The sequence below is a fragment of the Gemella sp. GH3 genome (genome assembly GCF_013415425.1).
Lineage (GTDB): Bacteria > Bacillota > Bacilli > Staphylococcales > Gemellaceae > Gemelliphila.
Genome location: NZ_JACBYC010000202.1, coordinates 21029 through 36347 on the forward strand (window position 1 = coordinate 21029; position 15319 = coordinate 36347).

Consider the following 15319-nt stretch of genomic DNA (forward strand, 5'->3'; position numbering starts at 1 on the left):
CTATCCTATAAATTTAAAATTCACGCTAATGATACCGTGATATAACTGTTCATCAGTGCTATTATCTTTGATAATTTGACTATCACTACCTAATTTCATAGACCACTGTCTTTCATCTATCCGTCTTATTTTACTAAAACTGTGCAATAAAGAATGTATAATATCAGACACTTTCTTCCTACTGGTCATATCAGACCATACATGAATATTAAGAGCCACTTCTCCTATTAAAAAAGATTTTGTTGCTGTTGGTAATAAATGAGTATCTCCAATTACAATAAAAGGATACTTTGTCCCCTCTTTTGGTAAAAAAGTGAAAACTCGGTATCCTAATTGGCTAACTATTTTATAAATTTCATCATGTATTTCTTGATCAGGGTATTTCATCTTGATATTCTCCTTAAAAAATTAATAAAATCTGTAGATATTAATTCAAAGGCTGGTTTCACAAAAGGTTGGGCTTCCATAAATCTAGTACCAACCTCAACATATCCAGAATATTCAGAAGTAGTCTTTACGCACCCCACCATTCCATTATTTTTTATTTCTGGAACTACACTCCTTCTAGTAAAACCTACTGAGTATCCTTTAACAAAATAGGCTCTTCTAACTACTTCGGTATCCAGTTTAGCAGTATAATGTTTTATACCTTCTTTAACAAGTGTCATTTTTTGTATTTCTTTCAAATCTTTCTTTAGTTTGTTTGCACCACTAATCTTTATCATTGCTTAACACCTCTCGAACATAAATAACATTTCTTCTTCTCATAAAAGTATTATTATAGTTTATAGCTACATATTTTTTATCTTTAATTAATATATAGTTAAAATTATCCAATTCACCTGAGTTAAAGCGTATTTTTTTTGCATCTAAATCTGACTTATCAAAATACTGATTTTTAAATTCAACACTTAAATTAGAAATTTGACAGGGCACCGTCTTTTTTAAAACTTTACCTTGAACCATTTCCCCCAAGTTGTAATCATAATATGATTTCAATTCTCTTACTAAGGTAACTCTTTCACTTTCTCTCATAGGAAAACAACACTCCCTGAATTAACTTTTTTATTTTGAAAATCTTCTCTAAGTATATCGTCCCACTGCGCGAACTCGTTATCTATATCTTCATATACCATTGAATGCCCTTCTACAGTTTCTGATGTGGCACCTTCAGCACCTCTCCTGTTATATCTTTTAATAACACAATCTTCAATAATAAAACTATACTTATCATCTACATAGTCTTGTCTGTATACAAATTTAAAATGGCTCACTACTTTTATAATGAGCCTTTCTAATATAGTATCTTGTAAGTCGTCTGATATATCTAAATCTTCTTTTACATTATATAGTACATCATCGTTGTCTAAAATTGCCATTTTACTAAACTTCCATCATTAAAACATTATCTATTTGTTCAAATGAAGGTAGAGCAATCATAGATACTTTTGTTTGTACGTTTACTGGGTCTGTAAGTTTAGTAGTAGTAACAGCTATTCCTTCTTCTACAATTTCTACCTCTGCGTTAGCCACATTACCTCCTAATAAATCTGATTCTTCAGGAGTAGTACCAAATACTGTTGTCCCTAACGCACTATTAGGTGCCAATGTCGCATAACCATCTGGATAGAATTTTTTAGTTACCCCGTCATCATCAATATAAGTTCCATTTACTATAACCACAGTTAACTCTAACTCATCTTGTAAATATGACTTAAGCTCATTTTTAGTAACCGCAGCTCCTTTAGGGGCTAAAGGTTTAATAACAGTTAATGTGCTTGCAGAATTCTTAATATTTGCAAATGTTTTTGAATTTAAAATTAATACTTCTGCTTTGCTTCCTAAATCTTCTAATTTTTGTGTAGCTTCTGTTAAATCTGCTAAAGGAGTTGATTTTGCAGTATCATCCCATTTTTTAGAAACCGCTAGTTTATTAGAATCTTTTATTCCATAATCATACTCCATCATAACCCCGTTATTATTAATATCAATTTTTCCTTTTGCTAAAACTGAAAATCTCATTGCTTCTATACGAGCTTTTGCTCCAGCCAATAAATGAGCGGTATCATTAAATATACCTTTAGTTACTACATCAATCAATGTTTGATTTCCAGTTTGAGCTAAAGTGTTTAATTCTTGTCTATCTGCTTCCTTAACTAAAATAGCTTCTTTAAAGAACGGCATTTCTGTTTCCGTTAAGTCTAAGTTCATTCTTTCTCTTAACGTAACTTTAGAATCAAACGCAGACGGTCTTAGTACAACTGCTCTTCCACTTGCACCTTTAACAAAAGCTAACTTCAATCCTAATTGTTTTTTAGCAGGAAATAGCTTTTCTCCGGTAGTCTGATCTACATTTTCTTGAGTAGCGTTATAGTACCCCGCTATATTATTTGCTGTTAATAAATCATAAATTAGTGCCATATATTTGTCCTCCTATACACCTTTCACAAATTTTATATGCGATAATTTTAATTTAGCATTATTATCTACAGAGCCACCATTGACCTTATCTTCTCTCAGGGTACCCTTATAAACACAAGTTCCTACCCCATCGCCATCAGAAAGATCTACATCGTATAATAATACTCCATCTACATACTCTGCAGTAGCTTCATTTGTTAACTTTTTAACCTTTTTAGTTCTATCGTCAAAGATAGAAGCCCCGTCACCACTAATCAAAGTTCCTGCTTTTAAAACCTTTTTACCGTTGATAATTTCTGTACCAGTAGTAGACTTGTCCACCGTAACAGAAATAGCTTCAAAATCTAAATTATGAAGTATTTCTTTATGAAATTGAATTGTTGAATTTTTCATTTTTTTACCTCCTAGAAAATTCTTCCGTTTTTATTATTTGTTTTAGTTGCTAATTTAGCACCATAATTTTGAGAGCCGTCTATCCCTACACTCTGAGTCGGTGTATTTTGACGTACCGTTGATTTTACCTCTTCATTTACTGCTTTTCTGAATATCTTTTCAAAATCAGTAACAGCTTTTAAAGCTTCTTCTGAGTTTCCGCTATTAGCAAAAGTTTCCGCTAATTCCGGTGGCAAGTTCTTAGAAATTAAATCCTCTTTTACTTGCATAATTAATTGTTTACGATTAAACTCAGCTTCTCTCTCATCTAATGACTTTAATTGCTCCTCAAACTGTTTTTTAGCTTTTTCCTCTGCAGATAATTTTGAATACTCTCTATCTTTATTCACGGCTTCATCAATCAATCGTTGCATATTATCATTATGTTTTTTATTGTTATTCTCTAAAGCTTTATTTACCGCTTTTCCAATTAGGCTATCAAGTTCTGATTGAGATGCAGGTGGTATAAACTCATTCTCCTGATTTGTACTTTCAATATTATCTTCCGCAAAAAACTGTAAATTCAAAGGTAATAACCTTTTAAAATCTTTCATGTATTTTCTCCTTTAATCCACGTTAGTTACCTAATAATAAAAAAATAGACCCAAAGTTTTATCTAAGTGTCTATTTCCTTACTCTTTAGCACCCAACAAGTATTTTATAAACAGTTTAATGTCTTGTTTAGGACAAAATAAAAACACCTAGTATCTAACTAAGTGTTAATTTGATATTGAATAATCTTTAATTTTAAAATCTAATTTGTCTTTTATGATATCTAATAAAGTAGATATTTCTTTAGGAGTATCTTTTTTAAAAACTAAGATAATACCATTATCAGTTATCTCTTCAGATAGAATCCAACTATCCACTTTATCAAAATATATTAAAGTTTCCTTTTTAGGTATAATCATTGATTCCATTCTAATACTCCTTTCACTTTGTTTAACAGCTCTTTATCTTCAACTATATCATCTAATACTTCAACTTCTGCAACTAGCTCATTTATATTTCCATTTGAGTAGGCAACCTTGGCATTTTTACTAATGTTTGATAAATATTGTCTATCCAATGAAACTTGTGTTTTCACATAAGCCATCAATTCAGAATCTAAATCACGTTTTGCACTTTCAATATTATTATAGCGTTTAGGGTATTTTTTGTAAAGCGATTTTGCATTATCCCAATGTTTTTTATGAGCAAGTTCATGAGTTAATATATCTTTTAAATTTCTTGCTGCAAAATATCCGCTAGCTAACAATTTATTTATATTGCTTATTGAGTTGAGTTTATTACTAATATATAATATATCATTCTTATTATCATAACCTGCTATGTTTTTAAATTTATCTTCTCTAGCTATAATAATTTTAGGTATATTATTAAAATGCTGTAACTCTTGTTTTAACAACTCTAAGGTGTTTCTCGATTTCTTACTGCTATCCTCTACCCAAACATCATACTTCAAACCTTGTAATTTAGTAGCCCTAATTCTAACATTACTCTCACCGTTATTTAACACATACAGTTTACTATTAGCCATGCTATCAAGCTCAACAGAATCTTCTTCTTGAGAACCTTGTAAATAATCATTCACTAATTTTTCAAATCTATCATCATCGCTGTATGGCGCACTGCTACACTTACAAAAAGGATGCATAGGATAATAATTTTTACCAACTTCTCTATCAGTAATTTTGAAATGATTTCCGTCTAATTTATTACATACTGCACAAGCACTAGGTTCAGCTAAATAGATATACTCATCATAACCTGCTTGCTCAAAACTATCAAGTTGCACATCTCCTTGGACCCTCGCACTTTCTGTAACTAACAACCGTTTTGCCTCATGTTTAGTTACTTTAAATTTATCACGTATTCTAGTAGTTTCAGTTACAGGGTTCACGCCCTGAGTTATTGATCTTCTTAAGGTAACACCTAAATCAGAAACTAACGCATTATGATTAAACCACAATCTTTCACTGAAATTAGCGGTATGAAAACTAGCATTTACTATAGTGTTTACAGCTGCCTTAGAATTTATGATTATATCACCCAATATACCTGCTTGCCTTGCATACTCTTCACTCGCTAAATTAGTCAAATGATTTTGAATTAATTTCTCATTTTTAGCATTTGCCTTCACTAGAGCTAAATTAACTTCTGCTTTCAAAAGCTCTAATCGATTAATGCGCATGGTAGCGTTATAAAGTCGCAATTCTTCATTCGCCCTTTCACTAAAATCTCTATTTTCAACATATTTACGAGCTTTTTCTTCGAAGACTCTAATATCCATAGAACTAACACGCTTCATAGCATCTTCTAAAGAAATATGTTCTTTTCTAGCGTATCGCTCGTAAAAAACTTGTATCTTATGCTCTATCTCAATTTTAGCTTTATCTAGGTTTTTTTCTAACATTGAAGCTACATCATTTTCTCTTGACATTTGTTCCAAGGTGTGTTGATGTTCTCGAATCTTCCAATATTCGTAACTATTCATTCAACACTCCTTCTAAAGAAGTTTGTACGCCATCATCAATATATCCTTCTGCCTCATATTCTGAAATCCCTAAATCGGCAAATAATTTCAAAGCAACATTCCTTGTTATTTGTTCTCTTTTCAACTTCAACAGTATAGACTGAATGGCATAAGCTTTTTTAGAGTTAAACTGATTTTTTTGAGAGTCATAATCATCAGATTGTTTTTCCTCTAATTTTTCTATTTCTGCAGTAGGATCATCTACAATTGCAGTAAGTCTCATAGCAGTTTCATTAGATACCATACCTCCTAACTCTTTAAAAGCAGTTATTTTCTCTTGTAAGGATTTTGGTAAATTAGGGGTAAAAGTTATTTTTAGATTAGAAATATTAAAGTCCATTATTTCTTTAACTATTCCGCCTATATTAGCAATAAGCTGATATCTTCGACGTAATGAACTTTCAAAAAGTGCTTGCGTATCCACTCTCTCTTGTTCAAGTCCGAACAATTTATACTTCATCGCTTCCCCGCTCTGCACTCCTCCGAAATTATCATCCGTCATATCAGGTGTATTAGTAAATTTATGGATATCGTTTACTATTCTAGTCTTATAACTTTCTACACCACTTACATCATATTGTTTATATAGGTATTTAGCATCAACATTACCTACACTTTCTCCTACGTTATTTTGAGGCGGTTTAATCTGCAGTAACCTAGCTTTTCGCATTTTACGTAAATTTGCTATTTTATCATCTATTGAGCCATCCCCCATTTCCACGTCACCGAAAATCCCTAATATGGCATCTGATAAATCAGTCATGTAATTAGCTGTGTCACTTTCGGCGGTATCGTAGCTATCAATTAAGGATAACTCACTTTCGTAATCCCCCATTCCTGAACTAGTATTTAAATATTCAGTAATTGGTACAACTCCAAAACTGTGATTTTCAACAGCTAACTGAGTCATATCCGTCTCATCAAATTTTAATATTCTACTTTCTGTATACAGCTCTATATAATTTTTAGAATCTTCAAAGATTTTAGTACTGTAGTATCTAATGCCTGCTATAACATTATCATCAAGCGTAGTATCGTAAATTAAAAATGTATCTAGAGGATTGAGCCTTCTAACTGTAGTAACATCTTTATCACTTCGATACACTAAATCATACGCCCTTCCTACTCTAGATAAATCTAACACAAGAGATCTATTCAAATTATGAAAGTTATTTACTTTAGCAATATTTTTCAAAACTTGGTCAATATTACTATTTTCTTCTCCATCATCATATTCTACTAATATAGGATTACCTACTAGATACCCCTGCTTAAATACTGATATAGCTTTACCGAAATTATGGACCAACCTATTATCAGCCATATCTTCTTCACTTCTTCGTTTTCCATCAAGTATGTTGTGGTTATTGCCTTCAGAATAATCGTATAGTTCTTGTATCCTAGGTCTTTGTATATTTCTATGATGTTGTACAAACTTTAATATCACATCCGGAGTTAGTTCTTCTACGCTTGATATTCTATATCTAAGTCTTGATTCTCTATGGAATCTCATTGATAGGTTTTTAGTTTTACCCGTACTATCTACAAATTGTTCTGAATATGACATATATTCTCCTTTCTAAAAAACTTTACTCAGCGCATCATAACTATTATCATCAGTCAGTATACCAATCGAATTAATGTGAGGAATGAACGCATATTGACTAGCGTTAATAGTATGGTCATTACGGTCTTCTGGCTCATCTTTATCCTCTTTCCAGCTATAAATATTTAATTCTTTAATGTGTTCAACACAATCATCTACCACTAAATACTTTAAATCTTTAAACCAACCGCTCATTAATTGGATACGATCTATAATTCTAATTGTTTTATTTGCACTGATAAAATTATAAATTAATCCTTTTAAATTTTTATATTTATTAAGCTCCATAATTGTAGCTTGGTCTGCATTATCAATATATACATACTTACAAAACCCCCACTCGTTACTACATTGATTTAAAAAATTATGTAGTTTTACTGCTACATCACTAGGAGCAATTCTTTTTTTATTCTCTTTGTTGTTATATACTTCCTCTTTTAAGACAATGTATTCTCCTTGGTTAGTAATACCTCCAAAAACAAACGATATAGTGTCTTCTGTATGCTCGGAGTATGAAGTATCCACTCCGCAAGTGAAACGTCTGAAAGACATCTTTTTAGCTTTATTTGAGCTTATTACATTTTTGGTTCTATCAAACATACTAAACACAAGCCCCTCAGCACGTCCCCTAAGACCCTGTATTTTATTTTTATATAATTTAGTTCCTATCGCTACAGTAGATTTTATTTGCTCTTTTTTTTCTTCACTCAAACCTGCGTTATGATCAAAATGAAAAAACCAATAAGTCCAATTAGGTTGTTCTGGTTCAATTAGGTATTCTCTTATTTCTTTTGGAGTATCGTATTCGTACTCAGCTAATGCTCTAAATCGGTTTATATATCTCTTATATACAGGCAAATCGGGATTGTCTGGATTCATAGTGCACATCCAGTAGTCACACCTCATCGTTGCTTCCTGAATAAAATCAACATCAGCCGTATTTATCTCGTCGATAAAACCGCATCCGAATTGTGAGCCTAATGCTTTTTCCCATTTTTCTTTCGACGAGTACCCTAATATAAAAATTATCTTTTCACCATTTTTAGTTCTATATTTTAAATGAGGTATTTTATAATTACTATCCCCATTTCCTCGATAAATAACTAAACTGGAAAAAATATCAATTATCCCTAAATCTGATTGGATTATATTCTTTTCACAATCCCCTACAGTTTTACTAGCTATAAAATGTAATTTCTGATTAGACTTAGCTACTTTTAGCATAAATTTAATAACTCCTACTGTAGTTTTTCCTGCAGCAGTAGTCCCTTCTAACGCTTCTGCTTTTGCATTATGGCGTATAAAGTGCTTATATTTATCGGATAAAATAATATCAGGCATAATCATTCTCCTAATTGAGCAACTAGAGAATCTAACTTATCGGTCGATGAAACGTCTACTTCTGCTTTTACTTTATCAGTCCATACGCCATATCTCTTACCAATCAACTCCGCCGCCTTTATTCGATCTTTAGCCCCTACTTTTATCTCTGTAATTTCTTGAGTATAATCTCCAGCATTTATAACAGTTTCCTCCACCTGCTCACCACGCATTACAGAAGTTAGGTATTGAAGTACCTCTCGTTGATCCGCAATTTTTTCAGTATGTAGCTTTTCCAACCTTTCATCTATATAAGTTCTAATAGCAGGTTTTGTAAGGTTTTCTTGAGCGGTTACTCTAGCTGTTTTCTTACTATACCCAGCTTTTATCGCAGCCGCCGTAGCATTCCCACTGATGATGTACTCATCTGCAAAACGTTGTTGCTTTAACGTCAATTTATTCAATTTTCCATCACCTCCACAATCAAAAAACGCCCCAGGGTTGGGACGTTTTCGTAATCTCCTTCTGCCTATTGGTAGATGAGTCTCATACTATTAATTATATACTCTAAAATCTATATTTTCTATAAATTTACAATGAATTTTCTTTAAGTCTTGCCAAACTGTTGCTTCTGACCATTGTATTTCATACGCAATCCTAAAAGGCTGAAAACCATATCTGTACCTATGTACATATACTAGATACTCCCTTTCGGTTAAATTCTTAAGCATATTATCAATAGCAGTACAGTATTTTAATGCTTTCAGATATTCCTTATCAGTTATCTTTTTGATAACTCTACGTTCGGTTGAATTGCCATGCGTGTTGTTTTGAACTTCTGAAACGTCGACATTGCCACTTTCTAAGTTATGCAATCGAACAACGTTTCGATAATATTTTTCGCTACGCAAGATAGCGACAATGTCTTTTGTTTTCATTTTTATCCCTCCTTAACAACAATAGTTTTTTCCGATAACGTCTCAAAAAAATCCTCTAATAAGTATGTATCAAAATCATTCTCTTCCGCATACATATATAACATTCCAGCTAAGATCTCTCCATTTATAGTTAGCCCGTTTTCTATTTTCTCACCTTTAATTACTATCATTTTCGTTCTCCAACCTCCTTAAATCATTCTTAATATTAACTAATGCTTTAATATGTGCATTTTTCATTTTATAATTAGGATAACTCCTATTGTTTATATTGCTAATCAAATCATCAATTATCCTATTAGTACTAATATTTTGATACTTAACACTATTGGTTGGTCTTGCTTGCCCTAGTTGCATATCCTCTCCTTTAATGTTTTTCATCATAATCCTTAGCCATATATTCAATGAACGCTATCGCTTTTACATATCTTAAATTTGCATAGTTTAAATCCGCATTTCTTAAATTTGCATATCTTAAATTCGCATCACTTAAATTCGCATCACTTAAATTTGCATACCTTAAATCTGCATCACTTAAATAGGCACCACTTAAATTTAGTCTTACGCCACCTACCTCATTGTTCAACCATAACCTATGTTTCTCAATCATTTCATTTAATTCCGTTTGTGATATCTGTCTCATACTAGTTCTCCTCTCTCAATTTCTCTAAAACATAAGCTAATATATTAATCATTAATTTGTTATCTTTAAAAAATCTATAATCTTCAATGATTTCAATAGCTTCTGTTAGTATCTTTTTTAATCGTCTTATTTTTGATATTTTGCTAAAGTTAGTCATTATATCTCCTTATTTCACAGGGTAGCTAAAAAGGTAACTAAAAATTTTATCGAAAATCCTTTTATATCAACGTTTGTGATACAGGGTAGCCGTAACTTTTTTAATTTCAATCCTATATATATTCAATATCTTTTAACTTTTTTATATTTTAGTATTTTTTCTCCTCTTTAAAGAAAAAATGGTTACAAAAGTTACCCTATATATATAAGTCAGTAATACCAATGCTTTGAAGTATCAACCATTAGGTATCTTTTAGCCAAAAAGGTATCTTGTAAAAAGCTACCTTGCCCCTTTTTTCTATCAATATCAATTAATTTTCTGACAATTCCAGTTTATTGTCTTCTCCTAAGACATATACTTTTTGATTTTTCCCATTAATTTTCTTTTGAGATATCTTTACTTTGTGATATTCTCTTAACGTTGTATTAAACAATTTAGCACCCTGTTTATAAACCCCATTTTCATCACACCAAGTTTCATAACCATTAAATATCTCTGGACTTCGCTTTCCCAATATATCGTTTAAAGTTAAATCTTGGACGTATTGTAAAGCTGTGTTATTTTCTTCATGATATTTCTCGTTAAAATCTGTCACTAGTTTAGATTCAGTAAATTGTCCGTTTTCATATAATCTCATATAACCTTCAACAATTAATCGAACCCAATAATTCAAAGCTTTAGGTTCAGTTATTTTAGTTATAAACTGCGGGTCTTTTTTCTTAGGTTTAGTATACATAGGAAGCCAATCAACACGTCTTTTATAACTAAATCCTTTTTCAAAAGATTTTAATATATGGTTTGATGTAAATATTAGACTGGTTGTTATTTCAACAGATTGTGAGTTTTCAAACATTTTTCTAGATTCTATAGCGTCACATGTTGATATATTTTTTAACATTTTCATTTCTTTAATGCCTATAGCTTTATCTTCTATATCATCCCCTAGATTAGCTAATTTACCCACCATTGAACTCAAATAACGTTCGTCTCCCATGTTGTCTATACTAAGAGCACTACAATTTTTAGACGTTAAAATACGCCTTATTATTGCTAATAATGTACCTTTCCCGTTTCCTCCATCTCCAACAAATATAAAAAACTTTGCAACTAACCTTTTAAATTCTTTATCTGTAATTAAACAATGTCCTATTATCTCACCTAGTCTAAGTATATAATCAGGATCATTATTACATAATTGTTTTAAATAATTATCCACTATTTCAACGGGTTCAGCATAAGGATTATATTCAATGTCAATATAATATGGAGTAAATCCTTTATAGTCCAATTCTACAAATTGTCCTCTTTTTAAAACACCATTTTTGAACTTAATATCAAACACTGTTTCAGGGTCTATAAGTTTAGACCTTTTATTCATTTGTGATATAACCTCATTAACATATCTAGTTTTTTGACCTACGCAATACGAGTAAACCATTCTATTTAATTTATCTAAATCATTGATATAACTTTCACCATCATAAAAAAATAATGATTCTCCATATTTCACAACATGTTTATCTCTCATTATTAAATCAGCAATAAGATTTTCTCCATCTTTTTCAGCGGTTATATTTATATCTCTACATATTGTCTCAATTTCTTTGGAAGGCAAAGGAGTATCAAATATGACATTGTTTATAAACATTATAATTTGTTTCCATTTTGGAAATCCCGCTAATATTTTTCTTTGTTTAAATAACTTTTCATTTCTACCATCACCTTCTGATAATCCTAATAATTCCTGATTTTTCTTGTTAGATTTAAAGAAATCAGGTAAATCTTCTCTTACTCCTTTATTCTCAATTTCTCTTACCACTCCATTGCGTTTTATAGTTATGCTCTTAGTATTTTTGATATGTTTAAACTCTATTTTAAAACCAAATGCACATATACCTTGAGCTCCTCTAAAATTATCAGGTTTTTTATAATAAAAATGACAACCTCTATCTGTCCATACTATTTGGGTTTTAATATTAAAGTCACTAATCAATTGTTCTATTTGTTTAATTTCTAAACAGTCAATATCTACAACTAATTCGTTTTCTGTAAGAATATAGCCAGCATCGTCAAAATTATCAAGAGTTTCACTAATGTCTGCATTCTTTTTAGCATGCTTTTCACCTTTTATATACTCTACATACATCACATCACTCCCATTCTTTGAGTTTTCTTAATATTAACTGGTAATAAAAATTCACATCTATAATCTTCTTAAAACCGTCTAATTTAGAAATATCATCGTTCCATATATACATATTATCAGGAGTATCGGGAAATCTAACCAATCCTCCGTCATTTCTTAGTTTGTAAAGTGTTATTCCTTCTTTATTTGTAGCAAATACACGATTAATCTTATTGTAGTGCTTTCCTGCGTTATCTACAGTGCCTTGAAACGTACCTCCAGCTTGCAGAACGACTTGAAACACTTCAGGTTTATTTAAATTATCAAGAATAGTATCTAGAACATCATCACCTTTTAATAAATAATTTACTATAGCTAAATCTACAATTCTTACATTATTATTTTTAAAATAAGCACATGTGTTGCTACCGTATCTCCAAACTTCTCCTTTTGTCTTTATAGATGTAAAATCACCTTGTTCGTTCTTTTTAGCACCTATGTAGTTATTAACATCTCTTTGAATAAAGATATCAAAGTAATCTTCTTCCAAGGTAAATCCATAGTCTTCTTCCCATTCTTTCCATACATTTTTATAATCATCTGAATCAGTTGTGAACGCCACACCATCTGTATTTATGTTGACTATTTTACAAGTAGGGGACAACCTTTTGCATAAATCATATAAGCATATTTGACCATATATACATACGCTTTTCGCAGCATTAGGATTATACAATACACTATATTCATTTTTTAGTAATCCATAAACAGAATTTATTACTAACTTTAAAGCATTGGATAAAGTTTTATCACTATGTTTTACTGACAACCTCTCACTAACAATGTTTTTATATTCATCTGTGGCATTACCCAAAGCGTTAAGTTTCATAATTATATTAGGATACATACTGGCCACATCTAATAATATTACTTTTTCATATCTTTTTTTATTATCTACAGGAACTCCGTGTAGTCCACCAAAAGCAAAATCAATATTACATCCAAACTCGGTATGAGTATACTTACCTCTATCATTATTTTTCCAAAAATTAACTATATCATCAGGAACAGCATTAAACAGTTCATATTCGCCATATTTGTTATATTCTCCTAATCTAATATCACTCCATAGATCAAGCGGTTTATCAATCAGCATTTTGGCACTGATTGACGTTGTGTTCCACTTTATAGCTTTATTTTTATCAACATTCTCTAATCGATTAAGAATCCCTAACTTTGGTTCAAAATAACTTTTCTCTCTCATTTTAAAAACATCAATTGTTGTATCTATATCGTAACTACAATAATTTATAGTTTCGGCTAGTTCTTCTTCTGTTAACTTTCTATCTATATTAAAATCAACACTACTTTCAATAATACTTTTACCCGAATTTGCCTCTATCTTTTTCAAAGATGGTTTAGTAGCGTCTATTTGTTGAAAGCAATCTAGTGATTTTATTCTTTTATCAACATAATTAAATTTCACTTTTCTAACAATAATATCATCATTTTTCTCTTTTATTTGATAAGGTGTGTGACAATTTAACATAGATGTTAATATATGATCATCGTAGTAATAGTTGTTATATCCTATTAATACTTTACCTTCAATAACTTTATCTAATCCGTTAAAATCATTGTGAAATACTGCTACAGTCTGTTTATCAATATTCTTAAAAATCACCAGAGAATCTTCTTTGAATACTTCAATATCGTAAAATAATAAATTTTCTTTATCTTTTATCATATTTCAAACCTCCTATTTCTTAAGAGGTTTGATTTCACCGTAAGTATATTTACCCATTGCTTTTTTAACTTCAACCATTATATCTCGTCCTATTAAGGTATTTTTTTCAGAAAATGGTACTTTAAATTTATTTTCAAATTTATCATAAGCTTTAATTTTATTATTAGGTTCAACTAACCATTTTTTAATTGAGTTAACGTAAGTTCCGTATTGGAATTTACTTTGATAAAGAGTATCGTTATATCTATACTTAACAACTATTTTTAAACCATCATCTTCAATTTCTTCAATTTCAGTGTTAAATATATCCCCTACCATATCCTCTGGAAATTTATTCACCATATCAACTTCAAATAAGCTACAAAATCTGTCATATATGTATACATCTCTTCTAACTCCAACACAATCTTCTAATTTATCGAAAGTGGTATCGAAATATTCTTCACACCATTTATCAACTTGCTCTGCTTTTTTAGGATCATCTACAAATTGATTTTTATTAGAATCATAAGCCTGTTTGTTAAATTTAACATTTCTCAAAACACCTTCATCTTCATCTAAAAACATCAACGTTACTAATTTATTATCATATTCAACTTGTACTAATTCTAATTGTTCTTTTTTGTTATTCATTTTTTATAATTTCCTTTCTTATTTATACTCTATATCCATTTCTTTCATATAATTTTTTAATAATTCATAATCTTTTTTATTAAAAACCTTAATGTTAAAAACTTGTCTATCAATTTTTTTATTAACCAATTCAATATCGTTATTCTTACTCATAACTATTTGCATCGCGACTGCTAACGAACCAACTTTCTTATACTCAGTAATTAACTCTGCAGCATTTGGTTCATTTAGCATTACGTTCAAATCTGTTTCTGTTGAGTTTAAATCTTTTACCAAACTTTCTTCAACTTTATTTATACTATATGTTTTGTTTAGATAGACCCCTTTTACGAAATAGGACTCATCTCCAATATATTTTTTAACAAGCGGGTATTGATTCAAATGTTTGTTAAACATATCAATAATTTTATCTTGTTTAATATTTCGTTCTACTTCTTCAAAATCCTTAGTTTGATTTCTTACAACATTTTCAGCTTCAGTTACTATAGATATAATCTCATCAACCTGTACTTTCAAAATATCATAAGGTTGTAAACATTGTTTACGAACTCCGCTTAATTCACTTTTAAGCTTATCTGTAGCTTTTCTAACCCCGGCTATTAATTTTTTATTAGTTTTCAAAGTATCTTCTGTCACTTCTATACTTCTCAAATTTTCAGCCAACTCTAAAGCATCTATCTTTAACTGTTCATACTGAGGAAATAATATTTGATTATTCGTTACTATAAATGTATCATCATTAATTTTTAACTTCATACATCCTC

At 30.4% G+C, this 15319-nt stretch carries 21 protein-coding genes; all 21 read right to left on the reverse strand.

What is annotated here, in order from left to right; genetic code table 11:
* The 21 genes from HZY83_RS07375 to HZY83_RS07475 all read right to left on the reverse strand — a co-directional run bounded on the left by HZY83_RS07375 (position 1) and on the right by HZY83_RS07475 (position 15311).
* The gene (locus HZY83_RS07375) at positions 1-387 is read right to left on the reverse strand and encodes a gp17 family tail completion protein (protein ID WP_179943404.1); all 387 of its coding nucleotides are present in this window, start codon (positions 385-387) and stop codon (positions 1-3) included.
* Complete coding sequence (locus HZY83_RS07380) at positions 384-725, reverse strand: HK97-gp10 family putative phage morphogenesis protein (RefSeq protein ID WP_179943405.1); 342 nt, start codon at positions 723-725, stop codon at positions 384-386. Before HZY83_RS07380 ends, HZY83_RS07375 begins: the two co-directional genes overlap by 4 nt.
* Positions 712-1035, reverse strand: coding sequence for a hypothetical protein (locus HZY83_RS07385; protein WP_179943406.1), 324 nt, complete (start codon positions 1033-1035; stop codon positions 712-714). Before HZY83_RS07385 ends, HZY83_RS07380 begins: the two co-directional genes overlap by 14 nt.
* The gene (locus HZY83_RS07390; protein ID WP_179943407.1) at positions 1032-1379 is read right to left on the reverse strand and encodes a phage head-tail connector protein; all 348 of its coding nucleotides are present in this window, start codon (positions 1377-1379) and stop codon (positions 1032-1034) included. The genes HZY83_RS07385 and HZY83_RS07390 overlap by 4 nt, the downstream gene beginning before the upstream one ends.
* 4 nt (positions 1380-1383) lie before the next feature.
* On the reverse strand, positions 1384-2421 hold the full coding sequence (locus HZY83_RS07395; RefSeq protein ID WP_179943408.1) for a major capsid protein: 1038 nt from the start codon (positions 2419-2421) through the stop codon (positions 1384-1386).
* Between the two features lie 12 nt (positions 2422-2433).
* Entirely contained in the window at positions 2434-2814 is a 381-nt protein-coding gene (locus tag HZY83_RS07400; protein ID WP_179943409.1) for a hypothetical protein, read from the reverse strand.
* Positions 2815-2825: 11 nt separating this feature from the next.
* The gene (locus HZY83_RS07405) at positions 2826-3407 is read right to left on the reverse strand and encodes a DUF4355 domain-containing protein (RefSeq protein WP_179943410.1); all 582 of its coding nucleotides are present in this window, start codon (positions 3405-3407) and stop codon (positions 2826-2828) included.
* 165 nt (positions 3408-3572) lie between these two features.
* Complete coding sequence (locus HZY83_RS07410; RefSeq protein WP_179943411.1) at positions 3573-3773, reverse strand: hypothetical protein; 201 nt, start codon at positions 3771-3773, stop codon at positions 3573-3575.
* Entirely contained in the window at positions 3761-5350 is a 1590-nt protein-coding gene (locus HZY83_RS07415; protein WP_179943412.1) for a minor capsid protein, read from the reverse strand. Before HZY83_RS07415 ends, HZY83_RS07410 begins: the two co-directional genes overlap by 13 nt.
* Positions 5343-6956 (reverse strand): phage portal protein, encoded by a 1614-nt coding sequence (locus tag HZY83_RS07420; protein WP_179943413.1) that lies wholly within the window; start codon positions 6954-6956, stop codon positions 5343-5345. Before HZY83_RS07420 ends, HZY83_RS07415 begins: the two co-directional genes overlap by 8 nt.
* Before the next feature lie 12 nt (positions 6957-6968).
* Positions 6969-8336 (reverse strand): terminase large subunit domain-containing protein, encoded by a 1368-nt coding sequence (locus HZY83_RS07425; RefSeq protein WP_218925372.1) that lies wholly within the window; start codon positions 8334-8336, stop codon positions 6969-6971.
* 2 nt (positions 8337-8338) lie between these two features.
* Positions 8339-8779 (reverse strand): terminase small subunit, encoded by a 441-nt coding sequence (locus tag HZY83_RS07430; RefSeq protein WP_179943415.1) that lies wholly within the window; start codon positions 8777-8779, stop codon positions 8339-8341.
* A 90-nt stretch (positions 8780-8869) separates the two neighbouring features.
* The gene (locus HZY83_RS07435; RefSeq protein ID WP_179943416.1) at positions 8870-9253 is read right to left on the reverse strand and encodes a hypothetical protein; all 384 of its coding nucleotides are present in this window, start codon (positions 9251-9253) and stop codon (positions 8870-8872) included.
* 2 nt (positions 9254-9255) lie between these two features.
* The gene (locus tag HZY83_RS07440) at positions 9256-9423 is read right to left on the reverse strand and encodes a hypothetical protein (protein WP_179943417.1); all 168 of its coding nucleotides are present in this window, start codon (positions 9421-9423) and stop codon (positions 9256-9258) included.
* Positions 9410-9607, reverse strand: coding sequence for a hypothetical protein (locus HZY83_RS07445; RefSeq protein ID WP_179943418.1), 198 nt, complete (start codon positions 9605-9607; stop codon positions 9410-9412). The genes HZY83_RS07440 and HZY83_RS07445 overlap by 14 nt, the downstream gene beginning before the upstream one ends.
* Positions 9608-9617: 10 nt before the next feature.
* Positions 9618-9893, reverse strand: a complete 276-nt coding sequence (locus tag HZY83_RS07450; protein ID WP_218925373.1) for a pentapeptide repeat-containing protein — start codon at positions 9891-9893, stop codon at positions 9618-9620.
* A 1-nt stretch (position 9894) separates the two neighbouring features.
* The gene (locus HZY83_RS07455; RefSeq protein ID WP_179943419.1) at positions 9895-10050 is read right to left on the reverse strand and encodes a hypothetical protein; all 156 of its coding nucleotides are present in this window, start codon (positions 10048-10050) and stop codon (positions 9895-9897) included.
* Between the two features lie 310 nt (positions 10051-10360).
* Positions 10361-12196: a DNA primase family protein gene (locus HZY83_RS07460; protein ID WP_179943420.1), complete on the reverse strand. Its 1836-nt coding sequence runs from the start codon at positions 12194-12196 to the stop codon at positions 10361-10363.
* A gap of 4 nt (positions 12197-12200) precedes the next feature.
* Positions 12201-13922: a DNA polymerase domain-containing protein gene (locus tag HZY83_RS07465; RefSeq protein WP_179943421.1), complete on the reverse strand. Its 1722-nt coding sequence runs from the start codon at positions 13920-13922 to the stop codon at positions 12201-12203.
* Positions 13923-13934: 12 nt separating this feature from the next.
* A complete protein-coding gene (locus HZY83_RS07470; RefSeq protein ID WP_179943422.1) occupies positions 13935-14555 on the reverse strand; it encodes a hypothetical protein in 621 nt (206 codons plus the stop codon).
* A gap of 18 nt (positions 14556-14573) precedes the next feature.
* Positions 14574-15311, reverse strand: coding sequence for a DUF1351 domain-containing protein (locus HZY83_RS07475; RefSeq protein WP_179943423.1), 738 nt, complete (start codon positions 15309-15311; stop codon positions 14574-14576).
* Positions 15312-15319: the final 8 nt, after the last annotated feature.

Bases quoted from the DNA above. Each gene is read 5' to 3' on its own strand.
- HZY83_RS07460 (WP_179943420.1), bottom strand. From the start codon at position 12,196: ATGTATGTAGAGTATATAAAAGGTGAAAAGCATGCTAAAAAGAATGCA.
- HZY83_RS07375 (WP_179943404.1), bottom strand. From the start codon at position 387: ATGAAATACCCTGATCAAGAAATACATGATGAAATTTATAAAATAGTT.
- HZY83_RS07415 (WP_179943412.1), bottom strand. From the start codon at position 5,350: ATGAATAGTTACGAATATTGGAAGATTCGAGAACATCAACACACCTTG.
- HZY83_RS07410 (WP_179943411.1), bottom strand. From the start codon at position 3,773: ATGGAATCAATGATTATACCTAAAAAGGAAACTTTAATATATTTTGAT.
- HZY83_RS07420 (WP_179943413.1), bottom strand. From the start codon at position 6,956: ATGTCATATTCAGAACAATTTGTAGATAGTACGGGTAAAACTAAAAAC.
- HZY83_RS07470 (WP_179943422.1), bottom strand. From the start codon at position 14,555: ATGAATAACAAAAAAGAACAATTAGAATTAGTACAAGTTGAATATGAT.
- HZY83_RS07405 (WP_179943410.1), bottom strand. From the start codon at position 3,407: ATGAAAGATTTTAAAAGGTTATTACCTTTGAATTTACAGTTTTTTGCG.
- HZY83_RS07465 (WP_179943421.1), bottom strand. From the start codon at position 13,922: ATGATAAAAGATAAAGAAAATTTATTATTTTACGATATTGAAGTATTC.
- HZY83_RS07455 (WP_179943419.1), bottom strand. From the start codon at position 10,050: ATGACTAACTTTAGCAAAATATCAAAAATAAGACGATTAAAAAAGATA.
- HZY83_RS07400 (WP_179943409.1), bottom strand. From the start codon at position 2,814: ATGAAAAATTCAACAATTCAATTTCATAAAGAAATACTTCATAATTTA.
- HZY83_RS07395 (WP_179943408.1), bottom strand. From the start codon at position 2,421: ATGGCACTAATTTATGATTTATTAACAGCAAATAATATAGCGGGGTAC.
- HZY83_RS07475 (WP_179943423.1), bottom strand. From the start codon at position 15,311: ATGAAGTTAAAAATTAATGATGATACATTTATAGTAACGAATAATCAA.
- HZY83_RS07390 (WP_179943407.1), bottom strand. From the start codon at position 1,379: ATGGCAATTTTAGACAACGATGATGTACTATATAATGTAAAAGAAGAT.
- HZY83_RS07445 (WP_179943418.1), bottom strand. From the start codon at position 9,607: ATGCAACTAGGGCAAGCAAGACCAACCAATAGTGTTAAGTATCAAAAT.
- HZY83_RS07440 (WP_179943417.1), bottom strand. From the start codon at position 9,423: ATGATAGTAATTAAAGGTGAGAAAATAGAAAACGGGCTAACTATAAAT.
- HZY83_RS07380 (WP_179943405.1), bottom strand. From the start codon at position 725: ATGATAAAGATTAGTGGTGCAAACAAACTAAAGAAAGATTTGAAAGAA.
- HZY83_RS07450 (WP_218925373.1), bottom strand. From the start codon at position 9,893: ATGAGACAGATATCACAAACGGAATTAAATGAAATGATTGAGAAACAT.
- HZY83_RS07435 (WP_179943416.1), bottom strand. From the start codon at position 9,253: ATGAAAACAAAAGACATTGTCGCTATCTTGCGTAGCGAAAAATATTAT.
- HZY83_RS07385 (WP_179943406.1), bottom strand. From the start codon at position 1,035: ATGAGAGAAAGTGAAAGAGTTACCTTAGTAAGAGAATTGAAATCATAT.
- HZY83_RS07425 (WP_218925372.1), bottom strand. From the start codon at position 8,336: ATGCCTGATATTATTTTATCCGATAAATATAAGCACTTTATACGCCAT.